Annotated in this window: 15 protein-coding genes; 3 read left to right on the forward strand and 12 right to left on the reverse strand. The window is 35.1% G+C overall.

Going from position 1 to position 14,313, the window contains the following annotated elements; all coding sequences use genetic code 11:
* Positions 1 to 37: 37 nt before the first annotated feature.
* The 10 genes from FLACOL7796_RS00865 to FLACOL7796_RS00910 form a co-directional block, all read right to left on the reverse strand.
* Complete coding sequence (locus FLACOL7796_RS00865; protein ID WP_026982321.1) at positions 38 to 448, reverse strand: BrxA/BrxB family bacilliredoxin; 411 nt, start codon at positions 446 to 448, stop codon at positions 38 to 40.
* 237 nt (positions 449 to 685) lie between these two features.
* Positions 686 to 1,864 (reverse strand): lycopene cyclase family protein, encoded by a 1,179-nt coding sequence (locus FLACOL7796_RS00870; protein WP_173968867.1) that lies wholly within the window; start codon positions 1,862 to 1,864, stop codon positions 686 to 688.
* Between the two features lie 96 nt (positions 1,865 to 1,960).
* Positions 1,961 to 2,674 carry a hypothetical protein gene (locus FLACOL7796_RS00875; RefSeq protein WP_173968869.1) on the reverse strand — a complete coding sequence of 238 codons (714 nt, stop codon included), beginning with the start codon at positions 2,672 to 2,674 and terminating at the stop codon, positions 1,961 to 1,963.
* 66 nt (positions 2,675 to 2,740) lie between these two features.
* Positions 2,741 to 3,139: a hypothetical protein gene (locus FLACOL7796_RS00880; protein ID WP_173968871.1), complete on the reverse strand. Its 399-nt coding sequence runs from the start codon at positions 3,137 to 3,139 to the stop codon at positions 2,741 to 2,743.
* A gap of 45 nt (positions 3,140 to 3,184) precedes the next feature.
* Positions 3,185 to 3,403 carry a hypothetical protein gene (locus tag FLACOL7796_RS00885; protein WP_173968873.1) on the reverse strand — a complete coding sequence of 73 codons (219 nt, stop codon included), beginning with the start codon at positions 3,401 to 3,403 and terminating at the stop codon, positions 3,185 to 3,187.
* 87 nt (positions 3,404 to 3,490) lie between these two features.
* Positions 3,491 to 3,955 (reverse strand): thioredoxin family protein, encoded by a 465-nt coding sequence (locus FLACOL7796_RS00890; RefSeq protein WP_173968875.1) that lies wholly within the window; start codon positions 3,953 to 3,955, stop codon positions 3,491 to 3,493.
* A 176-nt stretch (positions 3,956 to 4,131) separates the two neighbouring features.
* Positions 4,132 to 6,429, reverse strand: coding sequence for a TonB-dependent receptor (locus tag FLACOL7796_RS00895; RefSeq protein ID WP_173968877.1), 2,298 nt, complete (start codon positions 6,427 to 6,429; stop codon positions 4,132 to 4,134).
* Positions 6,430 to 6,937: 508 nt separating this feature from the next.
* The gene (locus FLACOL7796_RS00900; protein ID WP_173968879.1) at positions 6,938 to 7,849 is read right to left on the reverse strand and encodes an NAD(P)/FAD-dependent oxidoreductase; all 912 of its coding nucleotides are present in this window, start codon (positions 7,847 to 7,849) and stop codon (positions 6,938 to 6,940) included.
* Between the two features lie 15 nt (positions 7,850 to 7,864).
* A complete protein-coding gene (locus FLACOL7796_RS00905) occupies positions 7,865 to 9,067 on the reverse strand; it encodes a GTP-binding protein (RefSeq protein ID WP_173968880.1) in 1,203 nt (400 codons plus the stop codon).
* Entirely contained in the window at positions 9,064 to 9,417 is a 354-nt protein-coding gene (locus FLACOL7796_RS00910; protein WP_173968882.1) for a MerC domain-containing protein, read from the reverse strand. Before FLACOL7796_RS00910 ends, FLACOL7796_RS00905 begins: the two co-directional genes overlap by 4 nt.
* Positions 9,418 to 9,510: 93 nt before the next feature.
* Between FLACOL7796_RS00910 and FLACOL7796_RS00915 the strand changes: the two genes are divergently transcribed.
* From FLACOL7796_RS00915 to FLACOL7796_RS00925, 3 genes are all read left to right on the forward strand, one after another.
* Entirely contained in the window at positions 9,511 to 9,903 is a 393-nt protein-coding gene (locus tag FLACOL7796_RS00915; RefSeq protein WP_056247919.1) for a Fur family transcriptional regulator, read from the forward strand.
* A gap of 74 nt (positions 9,904 to 9,977) precedes the next feature.
* Positions 9,978 to 11,846, forward strand: coding sequence for an Nramp family divalent metal transporter (locus FLACOL7796_RS00920; RefSeq protein WP_173968884.1), 1,869 nt, complete (start codon positions 9,978 to 9,980; stop codon positions 11,844 to 11,846).
* Between the two features lie 102 nt (positions 11,847 to 11,948).
* The gene (locus tag FLACOL7796_RS00925) at positions 11,949 to 12,602 is read left to right on the forward strand and encodes a metal-dependent transcriptional regulator (RefSeq protein WP_173968886.1); all 654 of its coding nucleotides are present in this window, start codon (positions 11,949 to 11,951) and stop codon (positions 12,600 to 12,602) included.
* A gap of 341 nt (positions 12,603 to 12,943) precedes the next feature.
* Here the strand turns inward: FLACOL7796_RS00925 and FLACOL7796_RS00930 are convergent, their stop codons facing one another.
* Together FLACOL7796_RS00930 and FLACOL7796_RS00935 are read right to left on the reverse strand one after the other, a co-directional pair.
* On the reverse strand, positions 12,944 to 13,345 hold the full coding sequence (locus tag FLACOL7796_RS00930; RefSeq protein ID WP_083692194.1) for a hypothetical protein: 402 nt from the start codon (positions 13,343 to 13,345) through the stop codon (positions 12,944 to 12,946).
* 179 nt (positions 13,346 to 13,524) lie between these two features.
* On the reverse strand, positions 13,525 to 14,307 hold the full coding sequence (locus tag FLACOL7796_RS00935; protein ID WP_173968888.1) for an enoyl-CoA hydratase/isomerase family protein: 783 nt from the start codon (positions 14,305 to 14,307) through the stop codon (positions 13,525 to 13,527).
* Positions 14,308 to 14,313 lie beyond the last annotated feature (6 nt).

The following is a 14,313-nucleotide window of genomic DNA, read 5'->3' on the forward strand; positions in this document are numbered from 1 at the left end:
CTTTGTACCTCTGTACCTTTGTTACTTTGAACCTGAATTAGCAAAACTCGTTAAACGCATCTTGCAAGTTCTCAGCGATTAATTCAGCTGGACGACCTTCGATGTGGTGACGCTCTAACATGTGAACCAATTCTCCGTTTTTGAACAAAGCCATAGATGGCGATGATGGAGGAAAAGGAAACATATGTTGTCTTGCAGCATCTACAGCTTCTTTGTCAACACCTGCAAAAACAGTAATTAAGTGATCTGGTTTTTTAGCGCCTTCTAAACTCATTTTTGCTCCCGGACGTGCGTTTCTTGCAGCACAACCACAAACAGAGTTTACAACAACTAAAGTGGTACCTTCAGCTTTGATAGCATTATCTACAGCATCAGCACTATGTAAATCTTGAAAACCTGCAGCAGTCAATTCAGCTTGCATTGGTTTTACCATTTCTTCTGGATACATATCTCTTTATTTTTAAATTTTACTTTTGATCTGCAAAGTTACAAAGTTTACTCGCAACTAGTTAATTTCAGGTATAAAGTTTTGTTATAGTTCGATTGATATTTTACTGTTTTAGAAATTGCCCACAGATTTGGCGGATTTAGGCTGATGAACACCTATTTTTATTTGAATTTTCTACTAATAAAAGCGAAAAGTCAGTTTACTATAATTTGCAGTATCTGCGTGAACCAAACTTTTTCACTTAAATATTACCCGAAACAAAGCTTTGATAAATGGCATTTTAGGGCATTTTAAAATTACTTTAAGATCCTCAATCAAACTAGTTTCTTCATCCAGAAATTTAAAGATCAAAGCCGGCTTTCCTTTTTTGAACATTGAAGAAAAAATAGCACTTCCTAATTCGTTATGGCGATAAAGTATGTCTAAAAGCAATAAATCATAAAACCAGAATCTACTTTTTTTATGAAAGGAAAACATTTTCATCGATTGCGAAGTTTCGGAAGAAGCATTACTAAGAAACTCAACCAATTCAGATGATTTTTTATCCGAATTTCTAAAGGTATAACCCGTACTTGCTTTGGTCCATCCGCCGGCGGTTCCTATATTTAAAACTCTTTTGGTGTTTTTCTTCCAAAACGGAAAACAGGTCATTGGAATACTTCCCTGCTCCTTCTCTATAATCTTATATTGATCAGCATCTAAATTCTTTAAGTAGATTTGAATTTCATTTTCGTATTCTTCCTTTTGGAGAAGATTTTCAGAAAATAAGGTATATTCGACTAAAGCTTCGGTTTTAGAAGTTGGCAGAACATACATAAAACGCGTATTCCCTTTTTGTTCTAACGAAAAATCCATGAAAGTGGCTTGTTCCGGATTGAAAACCTCAGCTTCTGTTTTCACCGACCAACCTATAAAATGTTGTTGTAAAACGGGATATTTGGTTTGACTTTCGGCGAAAGCCTTTGTATAAATACTATTGAATAAGTAATCGCAGGTAAATCTACTTTCTTCCGTCCCAACAAAAACATGGGTTTCGAGTTCGTTAATATCGGTTACTTTTTCATTTAGAAAAGTAATATTCGAGTGTTTTGAAAGTTCTTCAAAAATAAAACTATAAAAATCTAATCCCCGAATTTGATTGTATTGATAAGGCTTCAGATCTAAATCACGTTTGAAATTTTCATTGGCAAACAAAGCCGAAACCCATTTTTTGGAGATAACTGAATTCCATAATGTTTCTTCTTTTGCCCAAAAACACCAGGTTCTGTCATTCGTTTTTTTCGAATCTTGATCTAATAACAAAATCGATTTATCGTTGAATTTTCCAGACAAGACCATTTTATAAACGGTCATCAAAGCAGATAAACCCGCTCCGGTAAAGATGTAATTGAAATGCTGGATTTGCGAAGAATTCATTTTCAAAAATAAACAATTTTATTCTTTTAGTTTTTCTAAAATATTCTAAAAAAAGCTTACAATCATTCTTAAAATAAATCTATATTTCTTTTGAAATTATTCCCCTGCTTTTAGCTTATCAATATCTTCCTGCTGTTTTTCAAGTAATTTTTGTTGACTAACTAATTGGTTCTTCTGTTCAATCAAAGTTTTATTTTGATCAATTAAATACAAAGTAAGTTCTTCTACTTTTTTCAACAAAGTCTTATTCATCTCCCCCAGCTCTAACCCGTTCTCAGCAACTTCTTTTGCTGTGGGAACCTCTGGAAGATGTTTGTTTATTTTTACAAATTTTTCTAAATATTCTAATGAAGTAATTTTATAATCTTCCTCAAAAACATAATCCGGCCAATTCGTAATTTCTACTTTTACTTCTTTTGATCGAATATTCCCGTTTACTGAAAGTTTTTCTCTAGGATTAAGAATTCCAATACCAACATTCCCATTGGCACTTCCTATTGTATTGAAAGAAAAACCATTTTTTGGATCTATATAAATTTGAGCATAATTTGTTTCATCTCCATTCATAGAGGTTTGAAAGCGTAATTTATCCTGCTTATTTATTTTACTATATTGTTCAAAATAAGTTCCTAAATCATCCTGTCCTGAGTATACAAAATTTGTTACCCCTCCCCATCTTATCGTTCCATTTACATCTAATTTATATTTTGGAATAATTCCTATCCCAACATTTCCATTCGCTTCGAAAATGTTTGTTTGCGAAAACAATGTATTTGCTGCAAGCAAGAATACAAGTAAAAATCTTCTCATCATTATTTAGTTTAAAAAAAAATTAAATAGAATATAATAGAAATATATCCTTTAATAAATACCCCATTATTTACTACTTTTTAGCGTATCAATATCTTCTCTCTGTTTAAGAAGTAAACTTTGTTGTTCAATTAGAGTTTTATTTTGATCAATCAAATACAAAGTAAGTTCTTCTATTTTTTTCAACAAGATCTTATTCATCTCCCCTAAATCTAGCCCGTTGTCTGTAATTTCTTTTGCTCTTGGAACTTCAGGAAGGTGTTTATTTTCCTTTATGTATTTCTCTAAATTGTCCAATGATTTAATTTTATAATCTTCCTCAAAAACATAATCCGGCCAATTCGTAATTTCTACTTTTACTTCTTTTGATCGAATATTCCCGTTTACTGACAATTTCTCTTTAGGATTAGCAGTACCTATTCCGACGTAACCATCATTCAAATTTAAAATTAAATCATTTCCCAATTCATTAATTCGTAGAGCTTGCCCTCCATGTGCTTGTATCCATGTTTAATTTGTGTTATAACCCATTCTTAAATTTGCTCCCGTATTCTCATTCCCCAAAATAAAAGTATCACCACCTGAATCTTGCGGAACATTAACAACGTTTAACCTACCTCCTGGTGTTGAAGTACCTATTCCAACATTTCCTTGAATAGGAAAAACATTTGTTTGTGCAAAAGAATAGGTCCCTACAACTATAAATAATGCGAATATTATTTTTTTCATCTTTATTTTAATTAGTTTATTTTGACTGTAAAGAAACAAAAAAACTTTTTCATGCAAATAATCTTACACATCATTAAATAGGCAATTTTATTCTTTTAGTTTTTCTAAAAACAGTTTAAAATCTTTTGGACTGAGATAACTATTGTACTGCAAAATGATTTCTTTCTTCTCATTCAGAACACACAAAACCGGATATACGATCTGCTTGTTGATCGTTCCTAATTGCAAGGCCAGTTCATGAACGCCTACATTATTTCCCGAAGGTTGGTATTTAAAGGTTTGTTTATTGAATGTTATATCTCGTTTTTCTTCGGCATTAAAATCAATAAAATAGAAATCTGAATTTAATTTCTGGATGATTTCCTGATTTTTAAATGTTGTTTGTTTCATTCGCTGGCAAAATTGACACCAATTGGTATGAATGAAAACGATTATTTTTCGTTTTTGAAAATGTTGCAAACTATCAACTTCCTCAAAAGTTCTGGTTTTTAATTGACAGAATCCTGTTGAAGTAAATCCGAAGAAGATGATAAATAATATTAGCTTTTTCATTTGTTAGTTTTTTTGCCACAGATTAAATGGATTAAAAGATTTTTTTGCCACGAATTTCTCGAATTTACACTAATTAAATTTGTGGTAATTTGTGCAATTCGTGGCAAACTCTATTCTAAACAATAATCTTTTTAATCTGTGAATCCCGATAGCTATCGGGAATGGCATTAACTTATTTATCTCAAAGTATATCTCAACCCTAAAAATCCACGGATGGTTTGATTTTGTCCATACACATAAGTCGTATCAAAAGTTAAACCGTACGGATTATCCGGAGTATCGACTATTTGCCCCTTTGGAACAACTTTTCCATGAATACCAACATTGGTTCCGTCAGAAGTTTGCACATTTTTATCGAAAGGATCATTGGTTCTTGAAATCAAAAACGGATTATTTCGCTTTGGCGTAAAGTTCAGTAGGTTTTTTACTCCCCCATAAAGTTCGAAATTTTTCCATCCAAAATAGGTAAACTGAATATTCTGAATGCTGAACCACGGAGAATTAGGACTTCTTGGATCATATTCGCTAAGCAAAGGCAGTTTCATTGAACTATAGACATTTCCGGTATAATCCAGCAACAAATTCCAAGGTTCTATTTTGTATGAAACGCTCCAGGTTCCCGTAAAATTCTCGGTTAAAAAAGGTCTTTCTGAAATTCCGTCCTGAACATTTTTATTATCTAAAATCGTCGCTCCCAGAATAAATTTTAATCCGTTGGTGAAATTCAAATCAACATTTGTGCTGATTCCCTGACTTATCGCATAACCATTAATGTTGTCATAGATAATTTTGTTAGGATCAGTTTCGTAATCGGATATGATCTTATTGCTAAAACGGGTATAAAAAGCTGTTGTTTCGATCCCCATAAAGGTTCCGTTTGCAAAATTGATCTTCTGAATATAATTCAGATTTGCATTTACTGATCGTTCCGGTTTCAAATCACTTTTTATCACTACATCTCTCGAGCCTGTAAGCGCTGCGTGATCTTCGGTAAATAAATTAACAACACGAAATCCGGTTCCGGCATTAAAACGGAAGATCGTATTATCATTTGTTTTCCATCTATACGCCACTCTGGGTGTATAAATCGAACCGTGAATCGAATTATAATCATAACGCATTCCTACCAAAACCTGGCTTTTTGGCGAAAGCGTAATCTCATCCTGAATAAAAATTCCCGGTAACCAAGTACTTTCTGCTTCTTTTGTCGCCGGTGTATTATCATCGTAATACGAATATCGAGTCGCGATTCCGGCAAGAAAATCATTGCGGCCTATCTTTTTATCCCAGGTCAGTTGCAGAAATCCTATTTTCTGATTCGCGATATACGATGTTGTTCCATAGCGGCTGTCCTGATAATGCACATTTCCGGAAAAGGACAGCATCAATTTTTCTTCAAAAGGCAATTGATAACTTCCTATCAATTCTCCTCTTTTGGTATAAATACTTTCGCCATAAATTTCATCGCCGCCTCGGTATTTTTTCTCCCAACGCACATCTCCGCCCCAACGATCTTCGTACATTCCGCGGGCAGCGATCGAAAACAAACGATTATTTTCTCTTTGAAAATTCCACTTATTAAAAACTGAAATTCTTTGCGAAAGTGTCACATCTGTAAAACCATCTTTATCTTTATCTACAACCTGATTGTAATCGAAGTAATTAATTCCCAAAAGCGTTGATGATTTTTTAGTTGGGTTAAATTTCATTCCCAAATCAAAATTGGTTTCTAAATACGAAGTCGTAAAAACATCAGCCGAAAACAAAGGCGCGTTGGTTGGGTTCTTCGTGATAATATTGATCAGACCTCCAACCGCTTCACTTCCGTAAAGAGAAGATGCCGGACCTTTTACGATCTCGATACGTTCTACAAGTGAATTGGGAATTCCGGATAATCCGTAAACGGTTGAAAGACTACTTACGATTGGCATTCCGTCAATTAAAACCAAAGTATACGGGCCTTCCAGTCCGTTAATGTGAATGTCGCCCGTATTACAAACACCACAATTAAGCTGTGGCCGAACGCCGTTGATGTTCTGCAATGCTTCGTAAATACTTGGAGTTGGATTTTTCTTGAAGAAAACCGGAGAATACACCTCAACAGGAACAGCACTTTCTAATCGTTTTACGGCTTTTAAAGTTCCTGAAACCACGACTTCATTCAGTTGGTTCTCATTATCTGTCAATTCAAAATCATACGACTGGATAGAATCTTTAAGAACTTCTATTTTCTTTTTTATCGTTTGAAAACCTATTTGAGAGATTTGTAGCGTATAATTACCAACCACAACATTTTCTAATTTATAATATCCTAAACTATCCGTAATCGTTTTGTGTTTGGTGCCCACTAAATGAACATTCACCAACTGTAATTTATGGCCTTCGCCGGAAATAAAACCCGAAACAGAACTTGTTTCTTGTGCGAAAGAAATTTGCAAACCAAATAAAAGCAATATCAAAAAAAGTTTTTTCATTGTTATAAAATTAAATTTAGACAAAACTAAAAATTAAATTTGATAAATAATGTTTCTAGAGCTAAAAACTTTTAAATTGATTTTAATTCAATACTTTATGGATATTTTAAACACATAGAAACATAGATTTAAATCTTAGTTTTTTGGAAAATAAAAAGAAAGCAAGCTTTCTAAAACATAGCCCCGCAAATGTGAAAATAGATCGCATTTTTTAAACGTTTGCGGCAACTATGCTTCTATGTTTTTAAAAGATTTTAAACAAAATCTTCATCAAATAATTCTTTATTAAATTCATCGAATCTCGAAATATATTTTATTGTGCCTCTAGGCACTAAATGTTGATAGAAAATATGAATTAAATGTACTGAAGCGTGCCGTAGGTACACAACAAAACGATAGCTGTCACGTAACTACGGCACGCCAAACGAATTCCGAACTAATAACTACCAATATGTAGTACCTAACGGTACATTCAACCCTCGATAATATCTATATGTATTTAAAGATTTTAAACAAAATCTTCGTCGATCAATTCTTTATTGACCATCGCTCCGGCAAAAGAACCTGAAGAAACGGCCAATGCAACTGATCTTGCCTGAATATGGCAATCACCGCTGGCAAAAACTCCGAGAATAGTGGTTTTCTGAAAAGCATCTACTTTCAACAAACCATTTTCGGTCAATTCGCAGCCTAAAGATTCCGGTAAGGGACAATGCTGCTCAAAAGGAGCTTTGAAGTAAATGGCTTTAAGCTCGATTTTAGATTTATTTTTAAAAATAATCTGCTTAATCTTTCCGTTTAGATGTTCTAAGCTTTCTATTTCATCCTCAATAATTTGAACATTGTGTTGTTGTAATAATTGAGTTTGTTCAATTGTTAGCGTTGATTTTCCATTCGTTAATAATCTCAAATCTTTTGTCCAGTTTGATATCATTTTAGAAAATTCAAAACCCATATCGCCATTGGCTACGATCGCGGTTTTTTCTTTTTTTACTTCATAACCGTGACAATACGGACAATGTAGAACCGAAATCCCCCAACATTCAGCAAAACCCGGAATTTGTGGCAATAAATCTTTTACACCAGTAGCAAAAAGTAATTTTCTTGCTGTAAAAATTTTTCCCGAACTAGTTTCAATTTCAAAGCCTGATTCTGTTTTAATGGCGTTAATAGCAAGTCCGTTATAGAATTTAACCGAATCATAAAATTCAACCTGGGTTTTGGCTTTCGCCGAAATTACAGCCGGTTTCTCGCCGTCGTGCGTGATAAAGTTATGCGAATGTGGCGTTTGTCTGTTGCAAGGCAAACCATTATCAATGACCAAAACGTTTCGTAAAGAACGCCCTAAACTCATTGCTGCCGAAAGTCCGCTATAACTACCGCCGATAATTATAACGTCGTATGTATTATTGTATATCATAGTTTTATGTGTTTATTAATTTCTCGGAATAGGAAAAGGATCTTTTGTAGAAAAGAAACCGTCATGATAATCTACAATTTCGTCCTCTGTACAAAGGCATTTATTAAGTGCTTCCAAAATTTTAGTTTCATTTATTTTCTGACCAATAAACACGATTTCATTCAATCTGTCACCAAAATTAGATGTCCATCGTTCTTCAATTACATCCTGAAACTCTACGAAATTATTAAATGCCATTCTTTCGCTTAATGGCATACTGGCCCACCAAACTCCTGCTCCTTCTGCTTTCATCGATCCTCCGGCCTGACTCCAATTAATGGCTTGTTCGGGTCTTGACGCCATCCACAATAATCCTTTGCTTCGAAGGACGTTGGCCGGAAAATCAGAAGAAATGTAATTCCATAATCTATTGGGATGAAAAGGTCTTGGATCACGAAATACAAAAGAATTAATTCCGTATTCTTCTGTTTCAGGCTTGTGAATTCCTTCTAATTCTCTGATCCAGCCTGCAGAATTTTCGGCTTCTTCGTAATTGAATAAACCTGTATTTATAATTTCGTTCGGATTCACTTTGCCTAAAACCGACTCGATTATTTTTGCAACCGGATTTAGTTTTTGAATCGAAGCTTTCAATATTTCTAATGATTCTGAGCTGATTAAATCTGTTTTATTCAAGATAATAACATTGGCAAATTCGACCTGATCGACCAAAAGATTGACTATTGTCCGGTTGTCATTTTCAATATCCGACAGCTTTTGTTCCTGCAATGTTTTAGCTGAGCCAAAATCTTTAAAAAAATTAAAACTATCCACAACCGTAACCATCGTATCGATATAACTAAATCGCGACAAATCAATGTTTTCATCTTCATTTACAAACGAGAAAGTTTGCGCCACCGGAATGGGCTCACTAATTCCGGTACTTTCGATCAGCAAATAATCGAACCTGTTTTCTTTTGCCAGTTTTTCGACCTCAAGCATTAAGTCTTCGCGCAAAGTGCAGCAAATACAGCCATTGGTCATTTCTACTAGTTTTTCTTCGGTTCTGGACAAAGTAGATTCGTTTTTTACGAGTTGCGCGTCGATATTGACTTCGCTCATATCGTTAACGATTACAGCCACTTTTAGTCCTTCTTTATTGTGCAAAACATGATTGAGCAGCGTAGTTTTCCCAGCTCCAAGAAATCCGCTTAGTACAGTTACTGGTAATTTTTTCATCGTTGTAGAGATTTATGATTTCTATAATTTAAAATATGTCCGATGATCATTCCGATTCCTCCAATAAAAATTAGATTCGTATGAAGATCTAACAGCAATTCGCACAAAACACTGATCCAGATCAAAGCCATTGAAATAATCAGAATACTTATCACTAATAAATTTGAATCTTTCGTAATTTTGATAATTGCAAAAAGACCAATCGTAGCAAATAGCAAATCGATATATGGATTGTGACTTATACCCAACGGTAAAATCGTTAGGAGCGGAAAAACCAAACAATGAACCAAACAAATGCCCGCGCTTGAGATTCCTAAAATATCGTAAAGAGGTGTGGTAGATTTCTTCATTTTCAGTACTTTTGCTTAATGCAATTTTGTTGCAAATATACAAGATTATTTTAATTGCAACATTGTTGCGATAATATTTTTTAATACAATAAAATGAAAACAACAAGAAATACAGCAGCAAAGACGGCCGTTTTAGAGATATTTGAGAAATCTAAAACAGCGCTGTCTCATACCGAAATTCAAAAACAAACAGGAGATTTGTGTGATCGCGTTACGATTTACAGAATATTAGATCGCTTGGTCAATGACGATATCATACACAAAATTGTAAATCTTGACGGAACGGTAAAGTATGCAAAATGCCATCATCATGCCCAAAGAGTACACATTCATAATCATGCTCATTTTAGTTGTGAAAAATGTTTAGAGATTACTTGTCTTGAAAATGTAAAGCCGAGTTACATTATTCCGCATAATTATAAAGTAAACGACATAAACTTTACATTGTCAGGTTTATGTCCAAATTGTTTGAATTCTAACATTTAAGATTTAGACTGGCCTAAAAATTTTGTTGTGCGAATATAATTTATCCCTATATTTGTTCAAACAACATTTTTACAATGGGTAAATCTTTAGAAGAAGTTCATCAATCGGTTGCAACACAGCATAAAAAAACAGGTTTTAGAAAAATATTAGCCTTTTTAGGCCCAGCCTACCTGGTAAGTGTAGGATATATGGATCCGGGAAACTGGGCCACAGATATAGCCGGCGGTAGTCAATTTGGGTACTCGCTACTTTGGGTTTTGTTAATGAGTAACTTAATGGCTTTGTTGCTTCAAAGCTTAAGTGCACGTCTTGGAATTGTAACGCAGCGCGATCTGGCGCAGGCTTCTCGAGAAACGTATTCTAAGTTTATCAATTATATCTTATACTTTCTGGCCGAAATTGCCATTGCGGCCTGTGATTTAGCCGAAGTGCTAGGAATGGCGATTGGTATTAATCTTCTTTTTGATATTCCGCTTATCGAAGGTGTTTTGATCACCGTATTAGATACTTTCTTGTTGCTTTTCCTGATCAATAAAGGAATTCGAAAAATGGAGGCTTTTATTATTGTATTGGTAGCGATTATTGGATTTTCTTTCATTTTTGAAATGATCTTTGCAGAACCAGAACTGGACAAAGTTTTTTACGGACTTATTCCGTCAATGCCTAATTCTGCTGCTTTGTATATTGCTATCGGAATTATTGGAGCAACTGTAATGCCGCACAACTTGTATCTGCATTCTTCTTTGGTACAAACCCGAAAATTCGATCGTACGCCAGCCGGAATTAAACAGGCTTTAAAATACAATCTTATCGATTCGACAATCGCTCTGAATCTTGCTTTCTTTGTAAATGCTGCCATTTTAATTTTGGCTGCAGCCACATTTTACAAGAACGGAATGTTTGAGGTTGCGGAAATTCAGGACGCACATCAATTTCTGGAACCTCTATTAGGAACCAAATGGGCGCCTATTTTATTTGCCGTTGCTTTGATCGCCGCGGGACAAAGTTCGACTGTAACGGGAACTTTGGCCGGACAAATCGTAATGGAGGGGTATTTGAATTTAAGGATTCAGCCTTGGGTACGCCGAATCATAACGCGTTTAATTGCTATTGTTCCTGCTGTTGTCGTGATTTTAATTTATGGCGATAGCGTAACCGGGAAATTACTGATTTTAAGTCAGGTTATTTTGAGCTTACAATTGGGCTTTGCGATTATTCCGTTGATTCACTTTGTGAGTGACAAAAGCAAAATGAAGGGGTTTCATATTTCGAAAACGACACAAATCGTGGCCTGGATTATTGCTTTGATTATTGTTTCTCTAAATGCAAAATTGGTTTATGACGAGATTACTTCGTGGTTAGAAAACTCAGATCATCCTATGATTCTTTGGTTTACCGTTGTTCCGCTTGCTTTTGCGTTTCTGGCGTTATTGTTATACATCATTGCAAAACCGTTTATTGCCAGAGCCAAATCGAATATTGAAAATCATTCGCCTCATCATTTAAAATTGGTTTATACTCCAAAAGAAACTTACGGCAAGAAAAATATAGCCATTTCAGTCGATTTTTCGAAAGCCGATGAAGCTGCACTTAACAATGCGTTCGAATTGGGCGGAATCGACGCGCAATACACCTTAATTCATATTGTAGAAACGGTTGGCGCATTAATGTACGGCGGTCATGTTGACGATCACGAAACGACTATCGACGAAAAATTATTATTAGAATATAAAGAAATGCTTTCGCAGAAGGGCTTCAGGATCGAAACGGAACTTGGTTTTGGAAAACCTAACACCGTGATTCCGAATATTATTAATGCAGGGAATTTTGATATTCTGGTGATGGGAACCCACGGCCACACTGGATTAAAAGATATTTTATTTGGTACAACGGTAGACAAATTGAGACACAAAATTTCAATACCTTTGTTGATTGTTAAATAAAGGGACTAAGGTTCTGAGTTGCTAAGGTTCTAAGGTTTTTCTTTAGATACTTAAAAAAAACTTAGCAACTCAGAATCTTAGAACCTTAGAACCTTTCAAAAAATGACTTTTTCAGAAGAAAACTATCTAAAATCGATATATCATCTTACTACTTCTAATGATTCAGAAGTGAGCACGAACGCTATTGCGGAAATGATGGAGACTAAAGCTTCATCGGTTACGGATATGCTTAAAAAGCTTGCGGAAAAGGATTTGGTAAATTATAAAAAGTATCAGGGTGTTTCTTTAACGGAAAACGGAAAATTAGCGGCTAAAATGATTGTGAGAAAACATCGCCTTTGGGAAGTATTTTTGGTTGAAAAACTGAATTTTTCCTGGGATGAAGTTCATGATATTGCAGAACAGCTGGAACACATCAAATCGGAACAATTGATTAATCGTTTGGATGATTTTTTAGGAAATCCTACGGAAGATCCGCATGGTGACCCGATTCCGGATGCCAATGGAAGAATTGTTAAGATCGAGAAACATCTACTTTCTGAATTAACTGAAAACCAAACCGGAATTTGCGTGGGTGTAAAAGATACTTCGTCTGAATTTTTACAATATCTGGACAAACAAGGAATTGCTCTGGGTTCTCAAATCGAGCTTTTATCTAAAGAATCTTTTGATTTATCTGTGAAGATTAAAATTGATGGTCGTGAATTGTCAATTTCGAATAAGATTGCTTCGAATTTGTTTGTGAAGCTGGTTTAAGGACTATTTCACGGAGAAGTCTGCTTATTTTTGTCATCCCGAGGAACGAGGGATCTCCACAAGAAACTAACGCAACGAATTTTACTTTGTCGAGCTACTCCTGAAGATCCCTCGTTCCTCGGGATGACAAAAATGCGGTTATGCTCATAAAGATGAATTATAACAAAACAGGGCTTCGACTTCGCTCAGCCTGACAAACGAGGCATTATACTTTATGTGTTAAAAGTTTCATCAACGTCGGTTTTTAGCCCCGATAGTAGCGACATCCTTTGCTTGCCTTCTTTAGGCAAGTAAAGATATAGCGGATAGCGGGATTAGCTCCTAAATCCAATAAAAGTTATTTAAACAATTCCTTTCTCGATCATTTCTAACATTACGGGCGAAGCGTTCTTGAATGTTGGTTCTTGCTCGATAATACTTCCTGCGTTTTTTTTGTTTACTTTAAAAGTCACATCGTTATCTGTGGTAAACAATAAAGCGGTCAAAAACGGATTTTTGATATAGGTTCCTAAAACCAATAAAGCTTCGTCTAAAGTATGTGTGCTTTCGATTTCTTCGGTTTTATAACGGGTTGTTAAGGCGATGGAATAGGTATTGTCTTCGTTTATCGCCAAACGGAAATAGATGTTTTTGATCTCGGTATCACCGATGGTTTTTGCTAAAGTAAGTTTGGCAAAAGTTCCGGCTTTGATGCTTTCTTTAACGCGTTCGCAAAAAAGGGCGAATATTGGTTCGTATGACATTTTTTTTTAAGGTTCTAAGGTTCTGAGATACTAAGGTTCTAAGTTTTTAAAACCTTGTCTATGATATTTAACCGCAAAGTTCGCAAAGATTTACGCAAGGATCACTAAGTTTTATAAGTTTCTTATGTGCTTTGCGTAAATCTTACTCCCGATAGCTATCGGGATTGGTTAAGGAAAAATTACTTTCCTGTAAATTCAGCTTTTCTTTTCTCTAAGAATGCCGTTGTTCCTTCTTTAAAATCCTGAGTTCCGAAACATTTCCCGAATGATTTTATCTCGGTTTCGAAACCGTCTTTTCCGTCTTTATAATTAGCGTTGATGGCTTTTATAGCTTTATTTATGGCAAACGGAGCATTTTTAATGATTTTTTGAGCAATTGTGGTCGTAAATGCTAAAAGTTCTGATTGTGGCACTACGTGATTTACTAAACCGTATTGTTTGGCTTCTTCAGCAGAAATCATGGCTGCTGTCATGATCATTTCCATCGCGCGGCCCTTACCTACTAATTGTGGCAAACGTTGTGTTCCTCCGTAACCTGGAATTAATCCTAAGGTTACTTCCGGCAATCCCATTTTGGCATTGTCTGATGCTACTCTAAAATGACACGCCATGGCTAATTCCAGTCCGCCGCCAAGAGCAAAACCGTTAACGGCTGCAATTACGGGTTTCTTTAGATTCTCTATATGATCGAATAGTTTTTCTTGTCCTTCGGCCGCCAATTGCGCTCCTTCGATAATGGTATAATTGGCAAATTCTGAAATATCGGCTCCGGCTACAAATGCTTTTTCGCCAAATCCGGTTAATATAATTACACGAACATCGTCGTTTTTACCTAATAATTTAATGGCTTTACTCAAGTCGCTGATAGTCGCTTTGTTTAAAGCATTTAACTTTGTTGGTCGATTAATGGTTACGGTCGCAATTTTTTCTTCAATTGAGATTAAAAGATTTTCGTAGTTCATGACGGT

The sequence above is a fragment of the Flavobacterium bizetiae genome (assembly GCF_902804475.1).
In the GTDB taxonomy this organism is placed as follows: domain Bacteria; phylum Bacteroidota; class Bacteroidia; order Flavobacteriales; family Flavobacteriaceae; genus Flavobacterium; species Flavobacterium bizetiae.